This is a genomic window from Limnochorda sp. L945t, from assembly GCF_035593305.1.
Classification (GTDB): domain Bacteria; phylum Bacillota; class Limnochordia; order Limnochordales; family Geochordaceae; genus Carboxydichorda; species Carboxydichorda subterranea.
Window position 1 is genome coordinate 3137038 of the sequence record NZ_CP141615.1, and the last position, 15113, is coordinate 3152150.

13 protein-coding genes are annotated in these 15113 nt (G+C 65.6%); 2 read left to right on the forward strand and 11 right to left on the reverse strand.

All coding sequences use genetic code 11. From position 1 onward, the window contains the following. Positions 1–26: 26 nt before the first annotated feature. From U7230_RS14535 to U7230_RS14555, 5 genes are all read right to left on the reverse strand, one after another. Entirely contained in the window at positions 27–1550 is a 1524-nt protein-coding gene (locus tag U7230_RS14535; protein ID WP_324716550.1) for a tripartite tricarboxylate transporter permease, read from the reverse strand. Beyond that, positions 1537–2118 carry a tripartite tricarboxylate transporter TctB family protein gene (locus U7230_RS14540; RefSeq protein WP_324716551.1) on the reverse strand — a complete coding sequence of 194 codons (582 nt, stop codon included), beginning with the start codon at positions 2116–2118 and terminating at the stop codon, positions 1537–1539. The genes U7230_RS14535 and U7230_RS14540 overlap by 14 nt, the downstream gene beginning before the upstream one ends. Beyond that, on the reverse strand, positions 2115–3107 hold the full coding sequence (locus U7230_RS14545; RefSeq protein WP_324716552.1) for a tripartite tricarboxylate transporter substrate binding protein: 993 nt from the start codon (positions 3105–3107) through the stop codon (positions 2115–2117). The genes U7230_RS14540 and U7230_RS14545 overlap by 4 nt, the downstream gene beginning before the upstream one ends. Positions 3108–3218: 111 nt before the next feature. Further along, the gene (locus U7230_RS14550; RefSeq protein WP_324716553.1) at positions 3219–3968 is read right to left on the reverse strand and encodes an IclR family transcriptional regulator; all 750 of its coding nucleotides are present in this window, start codon (positions 3966–3968) and stop codon (positions 3219–3221) included. A gap of 461 nt (positions 3969–4429) precedes the next feature. Continuing rightward, a complete protein-coding gene (locus U7230_RS14555) occupies positions 4430–5053 on the reverse strand; it encodes an IS110 family transposase (RefSeq protein WP_324716554.1) in 624 nt (207 codons plus the stop codon). Between the two features lie 59 nt (positions 5054–5112). Between U7230_RS14555 and U7230_RS14560 the strand changes: the two genes are divergently transcribed. Both U7230_RS14560 and U7230_RS14565 read left to right on the forward strand, forming a co-directional pair. Continuing rightward, a complete protein-coding gene (locus U7230_RS14560) occupies positions 5113–6387 on the forward strand; it encodes an IS1634 family transposase (RefSeq protein WP_324716555.1) in 1275 nt (424 codons plus the stop codon). 158 nt (positions 6388–6545) lie between these two features. After that, the gene (locus tag U7230_RS14565; protein WP_324716120.1) at positions 6546–7859 is read left to right on the forward strand and encodes an IS256 family transposase; all 1314 of its coding nucleotides are present in this window, start codon (positions 6546–6548) and stop codon (positions 7857–7859) included. 612 nt (positions 7860–8471) lie between these two features. Here the strand turns inward: U7230_RS14565 and U7230_RS14570 are convergent. The 6 genes from U7230_RS14570 to U7230_RS14595 all read right to left on the reverse strand — a co-directional run bounded on the left by U7230_RS14570 (position 8472) and on the right by U7230_RS14595 (position 15104). After that, positions 8472–10010, reverse strand: a complete 1539-nt coding sequence (locus tag U7230_RS14570) for an FGGY-family carbohydrate kinase (protein ID WP_324716556.1) — start codon at positions 10008–10010, stop codon at positions 8472–8474. Between the two features lie 88 nt (positions 10011–10098). Next, a complete protein-coding gene (locus tag U7230_RS14575; RefSeq protein ID WP_324716557.1) occupies positions 10099–11244 on the reverse strand; it encodes a M42 family metallopeptidase in 1146 nt (381 codons plus the stop codon). A 17-nt stretch (positions 11245–11261) separates the two neighbouring features. Then, the gene (gene dhaL, locus U7230_RS14580; protein ID WP_324716558.1) at positions 11262–11933 is read right to left on the reverse strand and encodes a dihydroxyacetone kinase subunit DhaL; all 672 of its coding nucleotides are present in this window, start codon (positions 11931–11933) and stop codon (positions 11262–11264) included. After that, positions 11914–12921, reverse strand: a complete 1008-nt coding sequence (locus U7230_RS14585; RefSeq protein WP_324716559.1) for a dihydroxyacetone kinase subunit DhaK — start codon at positions 12919–12921, stop codon at positions 11914–11916. The genes dhaL and U7230_RS14585 overlap by 20 nt, the downstream gene beginning before the upstream one ends. A 23-nt stretch (positions 12922–12944) precedes the next feature. Beyond that, a complete protein-coding gene (locus U7230_RS14590) occupies positions 12945–13982 on the reverse strand; it encodes an ABC transporter permease (RefSeq protein ID WP_324716560.1) in 1038 nt (345 codons plus the stop codon). A 108-nt stretch (positions 13983–14090) separates the two neighbouring features. Beyond that, a complete protein-coding gene (locus U7230_RS14595; protein WP_324718259.1) occupies positions 14091–15104 on the reverse strand; it encodes an ABC transporter permease in 1014 nt (337 codons plus the stop codon). Positions 15105–15113 lie beyond the last annotated feature (9 nt).

A 15113-nucleotide genomic window follows, 5' to 3' on the forward strand; every position in this document is an offset into this window, starting at 1 on the left:
GGCCATCTTCTGCAGCATCCTCTCGGCTACGAACTTTTCAGCGCATGGGGACGTAGGTGTATCCGAAGCCGTTGCGCTTCCGTCAGGACCAGACTCAAGGCCGCTGCCGCGAGGAGGGTTGCGGCGATGGGGCGGTCCAGGAAGATGCCCCAGCTGGCGTCGGACAAGACCAGGCTCCGACGCAAGTTCGACTCCGCCATCGGGCCGAGCACCAGGCCTAACACCATGGGCCCCGGCGGAAGGTCGAACTCGCGCATCCAAAGCCCGGCGACTCCAGACAGCAACATGATCCAGACGTCCTGGATCGAATTGTTGAGGGCATACGTGCCGACCACGCATGCAACGAGCACCGCAGCCCATAGCCGCGCAGGTGACAGACGGGTCAGCCAGGTGACGAAGCTTCGGGCGCGTATCACACTGAGCACGAAGCTCAACACACTGGACACGATCAGCAGGCCCACGATGACATAGAAGAGGTCGAGGTGATCGCGGAAGAACAGGGGGCCGGGTTGCAGTCCCCAGATCAGTAAGGTGCCGATGAGGACCGCGGTCGGCGCGTCCCCGGGGATGCCCAGGGCCAGCATGGTGGCCATGGCTCCGCCAATGACCGAGTTGTTGGCGGTCTCCGAGGCGGCCAGTCCCTCGATGGAACCTTTCCCAAACTCCTCCGGCTTCTTGGATACCTGTTTCGAAAGGTTCCATGACACGAGGCTCGCGATGTCGCCCCCCGCCCCCGGGATGGCGCCGATGAAGGTACCCACCAACGACGCAATCCCGATGGGGGGAAGAAGGCGCCGCCACTCAGCGAGCGTCGGCCATATCCGTCCGAGGGCCCCTCTGGCCCCTTCGACCCTCTCGGCATATGAGCGATCGCGGCCCACCGCAGCGTTGCGCGCCTGAGCCAGCACCTCGGCCACCCCGAAGAGGCCGATCATGACAGGGATGAACGGGACGCCGCTTAAGAGTTCGACGTTGCCGAACGTGAACCGAGGGTACCCCAGCATGGGGTCGAATCCCACCGTGGCGATCAGTATGCCCAGCATCCCCACTAACAGACCCCGCACCGCCGAGCTCCCGGACACGCTCACCATCATGGATAGCCCGAACACCGCGAGCGCGAAGTACTCCGGAGGGCCGAAGCGCAGAGCGAAATCCGCCAGTGGGATGGCCACGATCGCGAGGACCACAAGCCCGAAGAGACTGCCGATCAGTCCTCCAATGGCATTGATGCCTAACGCGAGACCGCCCAGGCCCCTGCGGTGCATCGGGTAGCCGTCAAAGGTCGTCGCAATGCTGGCAGGGGTGCCCGGCGTGTTGAGCAGGATCGCCGTGATGCCACCGCCGAACATGGCAGCGTTGTAAACGCCGAGAATCATGCCAAGCCCCGCAGCCGGGGAGAGATTGAAGGCCAACGGCGTAAGGATGGCCACGCCCATGGTGGCGGTGAGCCCCGGCACGATGCCAAAGAGCATGCCGAGCGCAACGCCAAGGACGGTGTAGGGCAACGTATCCGGACGGAGCGCGGCCATCAAGCCCTCAAGCAAGGCCACAGCTTGCCTTCACCACCTCCAGGGGAACCCGCAGCCCCCATGCGAACAACAGCCACATGGCAGCGGTCAGGAGACCTGCGAAGAGTAGGGCGCGCCACAGCGAACATCGCTCGAAGACGTAGACAAAGGATGCGCCGAACAGCACCGTGGCGACCTCGTAACGGGAGCGTGACCACACCACGATGTACGCGGCCATCAACCCGATGAGCATAGACCACCGCGCCATCTCAGCGCGCGAGATCCCGCGCCAGTCGATGTGCTCCATCCCCAACACCGCGAGGATGGCTAACAGGCCTGCCAGGCCAAGCATGGCCGCCGCAGCCAGACGCGGGTAGAACGCAGGACTCAGGATTGCACCCATCCCCGGTGGAAACCGCCCGGAGTACCACCAAACCCATCCCGCGACCGCGGCGAAGACCACAGCGGTCGCAAGGCTTGGATGACGCCAGAAACGTTTGCGAGCCTGATCCGGCACAGTCACCAGCTCCGTCTCTTGGCTCTCGACAAACCCCCGGGCGCGCGAGGCGCCCCGGGAGGCACCTCGCGCGCATCCCGCCGGAGCCGTCACTTGGCAAGACCAAGCCGGCTGAACAGTCGCCCGAACAGTTCGTATTGCCGGTTGGCAAATGCGGTGAACGCCGCAGGGTCCATGTACCCGGGTTCAATGCCCCGGTCCAGGAACGCCTTCTGGAAGCCCGGGTTGTCGTAAGCCTGCTTGAAGGCGGCGTGGAGCGTCTCCAGCACGGGCCGCGGCACCCCCTTCGGTAGCGCAAAGCCGCCCCACGCCATGATGACCAGGTCATACCCGAGCTCTCGGAAGGTGGGTACGTCGGGCACAACCTGCGACCGAGATTCACTCATCACCGCCAGGATCCGCAGGCGCCCGGCCTGCACGTGGGGCAACACCTCGGAGGGGCTCACGGTTACGGCATCCAGGTTGCCGCCCAGCAATGCCGCAACGGCGGGAGCAGCCCCGTCGAAAGGCAAGTGCTTGAGCTGCACGCCGGCCGCGTCCTCCAGGGCGGCGGCCGCCAGGTGCCAGATGGAACCCGGCCCCGCATTACCGACGCTCAAGGCGCCCGGGCGAGCCTTCGCCGCCCTGATGAAGTCTTCGACGCTGCGATACGGGGAATCGGCTCGCACGGTCAGCGCCGCCGGCAGGACGTTGGCCCGGAGGATGAGGTCGAACCGCCCCGGGTAGATGTCCGCGTAGCCCAGGTGCTTCAGCATGGACAGTTCGACGGGCACATATCCGACGGTGTACCCGTCCGGCCGCGAGTTGGCCAGGAAGCCCATCCCCACGGCGCCCGCTCCGCCCGTTCGGTTGATGACGTTGATGCGCACGCCCAGGATGGGAGCCGCGTACTGGGCCATGGTGCGGGCGACGTAGTCGGATGCGCCGCCCGGCGCTGCCTGCACCACCATAGTGATGTCTCGCTCCGGATAGGCCGCCCCGGCCACGGGGGCCACCACAACCAGCATCGCCAGCAAGAAGAGCGCCGGCACCGTGACGCCCCACGCACGCACAGACCTCGTCCCCTGCGCTTTCCGACCCATAGCCATCTCCTCCCCAGGTTGGCATGCTTCGTCGACCGTGCGGCGATACCGCATGCAGTGCCGTATCGTGGTACCGGGGTCACGAATACGCCGTCGGGTCCGGAGATCCTCTCAGGCGATGGGTCGGGCGATGTAGCGAGTGAGTTCGCCGCTGGTGTGAATCAGTATCTCGGCGAACTGCGCTGCGGCGGCGTCCGTGAAAACGGAGAACGGGCCGCTTACGCTGAGGGCCCCGGCCAGTTGCCTGTTGCGAGCCCACACCGGCACTGCCACGCACGCCACCATCGGGTCATGCTCGCGCCGGTCCCTGGCGTAACCTTGCCGTCGTACCTGCTCGAGCTCGGCCTCCAGCGCGTCCGGGTCGGTCAGGGTGTTTTCCGTGAACCGCGGCAGCCCGTGACGACGCACGATGTCCCGCACCTGCTCCGGGTCCATGTGGGCCAGCATGGCCTTGCCCAACGCGGTGCAGTGCATGGGGGCCGTCCTGCCCACGGCCGAGTACGGTACCCTTCGCTTGGGTGGGTAGAGGGCCTCGACGTAAAGCACCCGGCCGTCGTAAGGGACCGCGAGGTATACGATCTGCCCGGTCTTCTCCAGCACATCCTCCATCAACGCCAGCACGAAGCGGGGCAACTGAAGCGACACCCGGGCCACGTAGCCGAGCTTGATGGCTTCCATCCCGAGCCGATACACGCCTGGCCCTGCAGCCTCCAACAGCCCGCACGAGTGAAGGGTGCGGAGAAGACCGAACGTGGTGCTCTTCGGCAGCCCGAGGGCCCTGGCGATGTCGGCCAGGCTCCACTGCGGGTGGTCCTCGGAGAAGAGACGCAGCACCCGCAGCGCCTTTTCAACCGCTCTCACGGTGCCGGGGCCACGTCGTCCTCCAGCGACGTCCTCGGACACGGTCACCGAAGCCGCGGGTACACTTGCCGAGGGGGGAGTTGCCGAGCTCATAACACGCTCCCTCGCATGAACGCTTATCCCGATGAAGGACCGGCCGAGAACGAGATTCGGTGATGCCGCACGTCGCTCCTCCTCGTTGTGCGAAAACTCTGCCAGACTGGTGGGGCGGCTGTGGTACGGCAGCCAAATCGGCGATACCGGGACGCTCTTCCCTCTCAGGGGCTGCTTCGCCAACCGAGTAGATTCGGGGCACGATACCGACGAACCCGTTGGTCCTTACCTGAAGCCCGACACCTGCATCGACAAAGGGGTCCCGGCTGGAGTTTGACACCCCACTTTGTAATTTTCCCGTAACGACGAGGTTTGCTGAGGGCGCGCGAGGGGCGTACCACTACGCGGCCTGGGTCGGGGGCAGCTCTTCAATCCGGTTGGGCGGTCGGATGCCGAGGATCCGGAAGACAGCTGGAGCGGTGGCCTCCAGGTCCGTGCGCGGCAGGTAGCGCTTGTCCTTGCTTTGCAGCGGCACCGCCTTCAGCTTCTCCAGATCCGGCAAGGCCTCGCGGTAGCAGACGGTCTCTCCCAGCTTGTGGCGCAGGTACGATTCCAGGACGAAGGCGAGCTCGGCGGTAGACGTGAGCCAGTTGAGGATCGACCCGGCGGGCGGCGTCGGCGGCGATGAAGAGAATGCGTTTGAGCCAGGCGGCGGCGATGGCTCGGGCATCCACGAGGTCGGTCTTATCTTGCCCGTAAAAGTCCTTCTGCCGGCGGGTCCACAAGGGGTTGACGACCCGCACCTCGCGACCTCTGGCCTGGAGCACCCGGATCCAGGCCTGGCCGTACTGGCGGTGATCTTCGAGGCCGTAAACCAGTGCGGCCCGGTGGCGGACGGCCAGCTGCTCGAGGCGGGCATCGAGGGCTTCCATCGCCTGCAGGTCATGGGGCACCTGCGCTTCGAGGACGACCCGGTCGGGGTACAGGACGGCGACGACGCCGTGGACGTGTTTGGCGGGGTCGATGCCAACGGCCAGGAGTCGTTGCGGCAAACTGGTCTCCCCCTTTTGCGCAGGTTTGGCCCGACCCGTGCACTCAGGTATCGCAAGCGTTGGGCGCAGCGCTCTCTCGTCACCGGACCGGGCCCTTCGGGGGGAGGTGGCCCGCATACAGCAGCCTTGGTTGGCACGACCTCACGAAGCCCAGCCTCCCCCCGAAGACCCTTTTTCGAGGAACCGGGCGGAGGTCATGTCGCCCCTGGGAGGGTCCGATCTCCTCCGGTCGGTTCCGGAGGGATCTTGTCATACCCGACCTGACCAGCGTCTATCTGGAGGGGAGGACCTGCCCTCTGGCCCGCTTCGGGTACAGCCGGGACAAGAAGCGGGGGAAGAAGCAGTTCACCGTGGGGCTGCTCACCAACGCGGAGGGCTGCCCGGTCGCCGTCGAGGTCTTCCCGGGGAATGTGGGAGACCCCCAGACCCTCCCCTCCCAGATCGACCGGGTGCGGCGCCGCTTCGGGATCGACTACGTGGTCTTCGTCGGCGACCGGGGGATGATCGTCACGGCACGCCTGGCCGACTTGCAGGCGGTGGGCTTCGGGTGGGTTACCGCCCTTCGGGCGCCCGACATCCAGGAGCTGCGCGCACAGGGGCTGTTCCAGCCGAGCCTCTTCGACCGGCAGGGCGTGGCGGAGATCACGGACCCTGAACGCCCCGGGGAGCGGCTGGTCATCTGCTACAACCCGCTGGTGGCCGAGGAGCGGCGGCGAAAGCGCGAGGAGCTGCTTTTGGCCACGGAGCGGGAGTTGGCCAAGGTGGAGGCCCGGGTGCGCCGGCGCCGCCGCAAGCCCCTGACGGCGGACGAGATCGGGGTGGCCGTGGGCAAGGTGCTGGGCCGCTGGAAGATGGGCAAGCACTTTCACCTCACCATCCGCGACGGGCACTTCGCCTTCCAGCGGGACCCCGCATCCATTGCCCGGGAGGCGGAGCTGGACGGGTTTGACGTGCTGCGCACGAACGTCTCGGCCGACCGGATGGACCCGGTCCAGGTGCAACGCACCTACCAGTCGCTGCGCCAGATCGAGCAGAACTTCCGAGCGATGAAAAGCGCCCTGGACCTGCGCCCGGTCTACCACCGGCTGGAGGACCGGGTGCGGGCCCCCACGTTCTTGTGCATGCTGGCCCTCTACGTGCGCTGGCACATGGAGCGGGCCCTGCGGCCGCTGCTCCAGGAAGACCCCCGCCAGTCCTTCGAGGGGCTGATGATGCAGCTGGAGACGCTGCAACGCCACACTGCGGAGGTAGCCGGGCAGGAGGTCACGATCCTCGGCGAACCCGAACCCCTCCACCGCCGGATCTTCCAGCTCTTGGGGGTTCCCCTGACGTAGCCAGAAGGGGTGCACCGTTGAATCCCCTTGAAATGCGGTCGTCATCGGCACTCACACCGGGAGATTGTCCCGAGGTTTGTGGAAAATGAAGTGGCGGCTCCGGGGCCCCTGTGGTAGAAGAGGGGCTGGCAAAACCCAGCGGATGGGAGGAGCCGCCGATGCCAGCATATCACGTGGTCAGCCCGAATGGGAAGGTTCAGAAGGTCGACCGCCGGAAGGCTCGAAAGGTACCGTTTTTGCCCGAAAGCATCCAGCTTCCCCTGCGCCGGCTGGGGGAGCAGGTGAAGGGGGGCCTGACGGCGCTGGTGCTGCAGCTGGCTGTTGCGGCCCTCGGGGAGATGATGGAAGCCGAGCTGGCCGAGCGGGTCGGACCCAAGGGGCGGCATCGCCGGGAGCGTCCCGCCTACCGCCATGGCCAGGCAAAGGGCTGGGTGGTGGTGCTGGGCCGCAAGGTGAGCGTCCAGCGTCCTCGGGCCCGCTCCAAAGACCGCCAGGAGGTGGTGCTCGACACCTACCTGTGGGCCCAGCAGGAGGACAGCCTGACCGAAGCGGTGGTGGCCCGGCTGCTCCACGGGGTGTCGACCCGGGGCTATCGGGAGACGCTGGACGGGACCGACGCGCTCCCGGGTAAGGGGGTCTCCCGAAGCCGGATCAGTGCCCGCTTCACCCAGACCATGGGTCGGCTGCTGGAGGAGCGCCTGACCCAGCGGCTCGATCAGGGGTCCATCGTCGCCTTGGTCGTCGATGGGGTGCGGGTGGGCGACTCCTCGGTGGTGGTGGCCTTGGGCATCGATGCCGACGGGCGCAAGCGGCTGTTGGGCTTGCGGGAAGGGGCGACGGAAAACGAAGCGGTGGTCAAGGGACTGCTGCAAGACCTGGTTGAGCGGGGTCTGTCCTCCGATCAGGGGCTGTTGGTGGTGATGGACGGGGCCAAGGCCTTGCGGGCCGCCGTCCGAGCCGTCTTCGGAAAGCAGGCCCTCGTCCAGCGGTGTCAGGTCCATAAGAAGGCGAACGTGCTGGACCACCTGCCGGAGTCGGCGAAGGCCTGGGTGGCCCGCAAGCTGGACCAGGCCTACGGGGAGCCGGACTACAGCGTCGCCAGGGAGGCCCTGGAGCGCCTGGCCGACCGGCTCGAGGTGGAGCACCCGGGGGCAGCGGACAGCCTGCGGGAGGGGTTGGACGAAACCCTGACGCTGCACCGGCTGGGCATCCCGGGCCTGCTGCGGCTGTCGCTGGCCTCCACCAACACGGTGGAGTCGGCGCTGTCGGTGGTGCGCGCCAAGGCGGGGCGGGTGAAGCGCTGGCGTTCTGGTCAGCACGCCGAGCGGTGGGTGGGGATAGGGCTTCTGGCGGCTGAATCCCGCTTTCGGCGGATTCGCGGCTACCGCCTGATCCCCATGCTTCAGGCCGCTCTGCGCCGAGCCATCGGAGCCGAAGTGGCCATGAGCGAGCCTGTACTCGCTACCGGTTGAAAAAAGGATCCCGGAGGCGCTATTCAAATTCCACATAACCTGGGACAACGTCCACACCGGGTCGGAGGCCGGGAACTTCCGGACAGAAGCCGCATCATACCGGTACGCGGGCGAGTTGAGGAAATCGAAACTTCGGGCTAGGCGGTTTCCCCCCGGGGCGCGCCGGTGCTACGTTGTCGTGGCGTGCAGGGGAAGATGAGAGGCCAGGTCTGGTCGCGGACCCGTGCCGGATGGGACCCCAGGTCGTCTGGCCGTCTCAACTGAAGCACCGCCTCCGTGCGGGCGTGAGCGTGGAGGTTTCAGCACGCCTCTGCGCCGACATGGGGTGGTCTTTTGACGCAGGCACGGTGCCCGAGCATACCCTCGGTGCGGTGAATCCGCCGGGTCACAACGAAAGGAGCGTGGTCAGTCGCTCGCGGTTCCTCAAATTGCTGACGACCGGCTGCCTGGTCACGGCTCGCACCGCGGCCACGTGGTCGGCGCCATCGCGGCGGAAAACCGGGGCGTGGCCCGCGGGCACCAGCGGCCATTTCAATCGGCATCGAAACGGGACCAAGCGGCGCCCCGCTACTCCCTTTCGCCAGCCCCCAACCGAACGGCCGGGATCCGCGGCTAGCACGTCACCTGGACGCGGCTCAGCGCGTGCATCACATCCTTGTTACGGCGATAGAGGTCCAGGTACAGCTCATAGAGAGGCCGGTACCGGGCGGTGTTCGCAAGATCGGGTTCCACCCGCAAGACATCACGGACCCAGGTGTGAATTGCCTCGTCTGACGAAAACACCCCCACGCCCAGGCCCGCAAGAAACGCGTCTCCATATGCGGCACCAGTCGTGACGGCGGGCACCTCCTGCGGCTTCCCGCAGATGTCGCTCACGATCTGAAGCCACAGGGGGTTCTTCGTCCCGCCGCCCACGGAACGAAGCGTCCGGGGAGCCGCGCCGGCGTCCTCCAGGACCTCGAGATGGTGCCGGATACCGTACCCGACCGCCTCGAGCATCGCCCGGTACACGTGTGCTCGTGAGTGGGCCAGCGTGAGCCCGAACACGAGCCCTCGCGCCTGCGGATCGTTGATGGGTGTACGTTCCCCGCTGAAGTAAGGAAGCACCACCAGGCCCCCCGCCCCCGGCGGGACGGTCTTTGCCTCGGCAGCCAGGGTCGCGTACGCATTTCGGCCGGTCCTCGATTCTTGCTCGGTGAGTTCACGGGCAAAGTTGTCCCGGAACCACTTCGTGAGCGCCCCGCTCGTGGCCATGCCCCCCATCATCGCGTACCTGGAAGGGAAGAGGTATGGGGCCGACCACAGTTGCGGGTGGGTGAGCCGGCGGTCCAACACCTCGATCATGAAGAGGGTCGATCCGTACATCACCATCATCTGGCCGGGAGCGACCACGCCCACGCTCACGGCCTCCGCCGCGGCATCGATGGTGCCCGCGATCACGGGTGTTCCGGCGGCAAGGCCCGTCTCCGCAGCCGCCTCCTTCGTTACGCTCCCGGCGACCTCCGTTGTCCACACGATCTCGGGTAGCCGCTCCGGTTCCACAATGGGACGGCACAGGTCCTCTGCCCACCTTCCCGTCCCGGCGTCATACATCGGGTCAAAACTCGCGCAGGAGTAATGGTCAATCACGTACCGCCCGGTCAGCCGCGCCACCAGGAAGCTGGTGGCGCCCACGAACCTGTGCGCCCTGCGATAGTTCTCGGGTTCGTTGCGCTTGAGCCACAGGATCTTGGGGCCCACCGACTGCGCGGAGAGGACCGTTCCGCAGCGCCGATAAATCGCCTCTCGCCCAAAGAGAGCCTCGAGGTCCGCGATCTCCCTGGTGGCACGGGTATCGATGCCATAGAGCACCGCCGGACGCAGCGGGCGGCACCTCGCATCGACGGGCAGCATGTCCGGCCCGATAGCGCTACATCCGACGGCAAGGATTGAGCTCGGGGAGACGCCCGACTCCGCCAGGAGCCCTCGGGTGAGCGAGCAGAAATCGCCCCACCAATCCCGCTCCGCGTCGTGCTCCGCCCACCCGGGGCGGGGAATGGAGAGATTGTGGGATTTGACCTGGGTGCACACGACTCGTCCATCGGTCGTCGCAAGCACCCCTTTGGACTCGTACGTTCCGATGTCGACCCCCAGGAGGTAGCCCTGCGCCATGCGCCCTCGCTCCTCAACCTCTCCCGAGCCGCCCCACCGGCGTCCTGTTGCCGACAAGCCCTTGTGCCCCGCTGACCCCTCCAACGCCTCACCCGCCCCCGGGCGCCCGACCTGTCCCCGCCGCCCCTGCCTGACCCGCCCCGGGCAGCCCTCGGGCCCAATCGAGATCGGGCCCCAGAGAGCGAATGGTTTCCTCGAGCAGCGTGATCAACTGCTCAAGGTCGGAAAGCTGGCACGTTTCCACCGGCGTATGCGTATAACGCACAGGAAAGCCCAGGTCGACGCTGGGTATGCCCGTGCCGACCAACTGCACGTACGACCCGTCGGTCAGAATCCCGACGGTGGCGCTACGCTGGAGCGGCATTCCCAACCGGCCCGCCGCCTCTCGGATGAGGCGGGCCAGGAGCGGGTGGGGAATCGTGCCGTTCAGCGTGCCTCGCCCGTGGAAGTTGTACATTCCGAGAACCGGCCCACCACCAAGACGCAGGTCGGAATGGCCCTTCATGTCGGGGGTGTCCCCGGCAAGCATCACGTCAACGGAGATCGCCACCTGAGGTTGCAGGGCCGCGGCTGCCAGCATGGCCCCGCGCAAATTGAACTCCTCCTGCACGGACCCTACCAGATGCAGCGTCGCCGCCGAGCGGCTCCGGGATACCCGTTCGGCCAGCCCGACCAGAACCGCGCATCCGCCACGGTCGTCCAGCGAGGTGCCAGAGACGCGGCCCCCCTGGAGCACCTGAAACCTCGGCTCGTAGACCACCGGACAGCCGATCTCGACTCCCAGGGCCCGGACCTCCGCAGCACTGGTGGCGCCGACGTCCACGTACAGCTCACGGTAAGGCGTGACCGTGTACTTCTCCTCGGGCGGCGTTGCGTGATGGGACTTGTTGCCAAATACCCCCGGCACCGTGTCCCCATCCTCGGTCTCCACCAGGACCGGCGTACCCGGCAGAATCTTCTCGGGAATCCCACCCAGGCGCTCCACCCGCAAGAAGCCGTCGTCCTCGATCCGACGAACGACGAAACCAAGCTGATCCATGTGGGCGAAGACCATCACCCGCGGGGCTCGTGGGTCGGTTCCCCTGAAAGTCGCCACGACGTTGCCGGCCGGATCCCCCTGAACCTCGTCAGCGTACGCGGCGATCGCGTCCCGCAGGTACCGGGCCATCCGCTCCTCGTGGCCGGACAGGGCCGGGATCATCGCCATGTCGCGCAACAGCGCCTGAAGCTGCATGGGTTGTATCCTTTCGGTCATCTCTGCGAGGTGTATTCGGCCAGGACTTTCATGAGCAGCATTCCGACCGTGGCACCGGGATCCGGCTTGCCCAGGGTCTGCTCCTGGAAGCAGGCGGCCTTACCGTGCTGCGCAACCATCCGTTTGGTGGCCTCGAGACCCTCTTGTGCCGCCCGGTAGCCCGCGGCCAGGCCCTCGGCCAGCGTTTGCCCGCTTCGGGCTGCTTCCTTCACTGCTTCGGCCGCCGGGTGCAGGGAGTCCAGGATGGTCTTGTCCCCCGGCTTCGCCTTTCCCCGCGCGACGATCCCTTCGACAAACGCGCCCATGATCGCCGCCACGTCGGCCAGGGAAACTTCCTGCTTGCCCATCACCGCCTTCGCGCCCCGCATGAACCCCGTGCCCACCAAGGTACCCATCGTGGACGGCGCGGTCGAGGCCATCACCATGCCGGCCTTTCCTAGCAACTGCCCGACATCGGTCTCCTGCATCCCCGCGACCGCATCAGCAACCGCTCGAAAGCCCTTGCTCATGGTGAGTCCAAGGTCCCCGTCCCCCATGGCCTGGTCAAGCTGACCCAGCTCATCCTTCTTCTGCTCCATCAGGAGAGCGAGGGTAGCCAGGATGTTCTTGACGTCCTGTCCGCTCAACGTCTGCATGGTGGTTCCCCAATCATAGCTGGCCCTGCACAAAAAACGGCGTGTCGGCCGGCCTGGCGAGGTACTTCTTCAGCTCGTCGTCCAGTCGTAGGAGCGAAATCGAGGCCCCCGCCATCTCCATCGAGGTAGCGAACTCTCCGACGTACGTGTGCCAAACCTTGATGCCCTCGGCGCTCAGGATCTGGGAGATCCGGCGGTAGAGCACATAGAGCTCCTCTTTCGGCGTCGCCCCAAGGCCGTTCACCAGCACGGAGACCTCGTCTCCCCTTCGGAACGGGAGGTCCTCCAGGATCGGCCGGACCATCTCGTCGACGACCTCATCCGCGGGCTTGAGTAGAGCCTTCCCCTTGACTCCCGGCTCGCCGTGGATGCCCATTCCGATCTCCATCTCACCCTCGTCGAGTTCGAAGGTGGGCCTCCCGATCTCCGGAATCACACACGCCGACAGCGCCACGCCCATGGTCCGCACGTTATCCCGGGCCTTCAGGGCAAGCCGCTTCACCTCGTCGAGAGGGGCTCCGTCCTCAGCGGCCGCTCCGGCAACCTTGTACACGTAGAACATCCCCGCGACCCCACGGCGCTTGTCTTCCCTCCCGCGGGGGGCGGATGCCACGTCGTCGGCCCCAATGACCGTCTCCACCCGGATCCCTTCCATGGCCGCCATCTCCGCCGCCATGTCGAAGTTCATGATGTCGCCACTGTAGTTGCCGTAGACGTATAGCACGCCCTCACCGCCGTGGATGGCCTTGGTGACGTTGAGCATCTGCTCCGCGCTGGGAGACTGGAAGACACCGCCCACGGAGCACCCGTCGAGCATCCCGTCGCCCACGTATCCCAGGAAGAGCGGCAGGTGTCCCGACCCCCCACCCGTAGCGAGGGCCACCTTGCCCTGCTTCTTCCGGGTCGTGACGAGGCACCGCAGGTCGCCGGCGACGTAGGTGAGCCGATCGGGATGCGCGGCGTAGATGCCCTCCAACATCTCGTCGACGAACCGAGCCGGGGCATTGATGAGCTTTCTCATCCTGCATTCTCCTTCCCTGAAGCTTAATCTTGGGCGCCTGGCCGCCAGACCGAAGACTCGGCGCCTCGGGCCACATCGGCTTGCCTTTCGGCCTCCCGCCGGCGGCGTGCCTGTTCTCGGTTCGACCGGGTGTTGCTGACGTAGTTGACGACCATCACCACCAAAAGCACGGCTCCCCAGATGAACTCCTTGAAGAAGTTGCTGAACCGGAGCATGTTAAACCCGCTCGAGAGGAACTGCAGGGTAAGGATTGCCAGCACGAGCCCCAGGACCGTTCCGAAGCCTCCGGACGGATTGACGCCGCCCAGCACCGCAATCAGAATCGCTTGGAGCGTATACGACGAACCGTAGTCCGCCTTGGCGGAATTGGTCCGGGCGAGCACCACGAACCCCGCCACCGCGGCCATCAAGCCGCTTAGCATATACGTTTTGAGCAGCATCAGGGTGTTGTCGATGCCTGAAAAGCGCGCGGCGGTCGGGTTGGTACCCATCAGGTACAGCTTGAACCCGTAGGACGTCTTGTTGAGAAGCAGGGAGAAGGCCAAAGCGAACGCTCCGAAGATGAGGAAGGGCACCGGGAAGATCCAGAGGCTTCCGTTTCCGAGGAACGTGATGATATCGGGGAAGCCGTACACGGCGGCGCCCTGGGTGATGACGATGGCAATGCCGGTGTACAGCTGCATGGTGCCCAGGGTGGCCAGGATCGGCACGATACCGACGTAGCCAATCAAGAAGCCGTTGAAGAGCCCGCAGGCGATACCGGTGACGAGCGATATGGCAACGGCCAGCAGGCTGTACAGGACGACCTGAATCCCTGCCGCGTCGGGTGGCATCAGCCGTGTCAGGGTCAAGGCGGCCAGGATACCCGAGAGATTGGCGATGCCCACGATGGACAGGTCGATGCCGCCGGTGAGCATCGTGATCATCATGGCTATCGCCAGCAGGCCGAACTCCGGGAACTGGAACGCCATCGAGCTGAAGTTGTCTGGAGTGAAAAAGCGGTCCGGCCGGACCAGGCTCATCGTCACGAAAACGACCACGGTGATCGCCAGGAGGCGCATGAGATTGCCGTCCCTGGCCACGAAACTGAGCGGGGTGAGACGCTCACCCCTTTGGGAGCCTGTTGCTCTCGCTTCCGCTGCACCCTGCTTCATCATAAGGGTTCTCCGTCACCCTGCTCCCTCTTCGGCCACGAGAACGCTGGCGCGCCTGGCCCGGAATCTGGCTTGCAAGGTCGGGATGCCCGTACCCAGGAGGATGAGCGCACCCAGCACCACCTGTTGCCAGAAGGACGAAATCCCGAGCAGAATCAAGCTGTTGTTGATGATGACCACCAGCGTCACCCCGAGAAGCGTCCCCACGACGCTCCCGTGACCGCCCGTGATCCGGGCCCCACCCAAGACAACGGCCGCAATGACGTTGAGCTCGGTCCCCACCAGGTCGAAGGGCCTCGCCGTGCGCACCAACGAGGAGTGGATGATGCCGCCCACTCCTGCCAGAAAGCCGACAAAACCGTATATGAAGAACTGCAGCGCTCGAATGTTGAACCCAGCCCGTTCGGCAGCGGTCCGATCGCCTCCGAGCGCGTAGATGCCCCGGCCCAGCATGGTTTTCCGCAGGAGGAGCGAGACAAGGATCGCCGCGACGACAAGGATCACGATCCCGAAATGCAGGCCGTAGGTGGCCCGGTTCTGCGTCACCTCCACGAGGAAGAAGCGAGAAAACCGGATCATGGCTGGGGGTAGGTTGGTGATCTCCATGGCCCCGATGAACGCCAGCATGAAGCCACGGTACATGCTCTGCGTGCCCAACGTTACGATCAGCGTATCGAGTTTGAAGAAGGAGATGAAGACGGCGTTGAGGAGTCCAAGAACGAGCCCAATCGTCGCCGAGATGGCAAACGGGAGCAAGATCGTACCCTCAAAGTGGTAGGGAACGAGCACCTTCGCGGTAACGAACATGGAGAAGGCTGCGACCGCCGTGAAGGACACGTCGATCCCACCCGACGCGATGACAATCAAGACGCCGAGGGCGAAGATGCCCGGGACAATGCTGTTCCTCACCAGGTCGAAGAGGTTGCCTACCGTGAAGAAGATGGGATTCACCGTTCCAATGACGAGGCAGAGCGCGCCGATGGTGAGAGCAACGACAAACTCGGTCTTCCTGAAAAATCCCCTGGGCATCACGCAGGC

What these genes read in the sequence shown, in the direction of transcription:
- U7230_RS14585 (WP_324716559.1), bottom strand. Translation starts at nt 12,921, where the DNA reads ATGAGAAAGCTCATCAATGCCCCGGCTCGGTTCGTCGACGAGATGTTG.
- U7230_RS14595 (WP_324718259.1), bottom strand. Translation starts at nt 15,104, where the DNA reads ATGCCCAGGGGATTTTTCAGGAAGACCGAGTTTGTCGTTGCTCTCACC.
- U7230_RS14565 (WP_324716120.1), top strand. Translation starts at nt 6,546, where the DNA reads ATGCCAGCATATCACGTGGTCAGCCCGAATGGGAAGGTTCAGAAGGTC.
- U7230_RS14570 (WP_324716556.1), bottom strand. Translation starts at nt 10,010, where the DNA reads ATGGCGCAGGGCTACCTCCTGGGGGTCGACATCGGAACGTACGAGTCC.
- U7230_RS14590 (WP_324716560.1), bottom strand. Translation starts at nt 13,982, where the DNA reads ATGCGCCTCCTGGCGATCACCGTGGTCGTTTTCGTGACGATGAGCCTG.
- U7230_RS14575 (WP_324716557.1), bottom strand. Translation starts at nt 11,244, where the DNA reads ATGCAGCTTCAGGCGCTGTTGCGCGACATGGCGATGATCCCGGCCCTG.
- U7230_RS14545 (WP_324716552.1), bottom strand. Translation starts at nt 3,107, where the DNA reads ATGGGTCGGAAAGCGCAGGGGACGAGGTCTGTGCGTGCGTGGGGCGTC.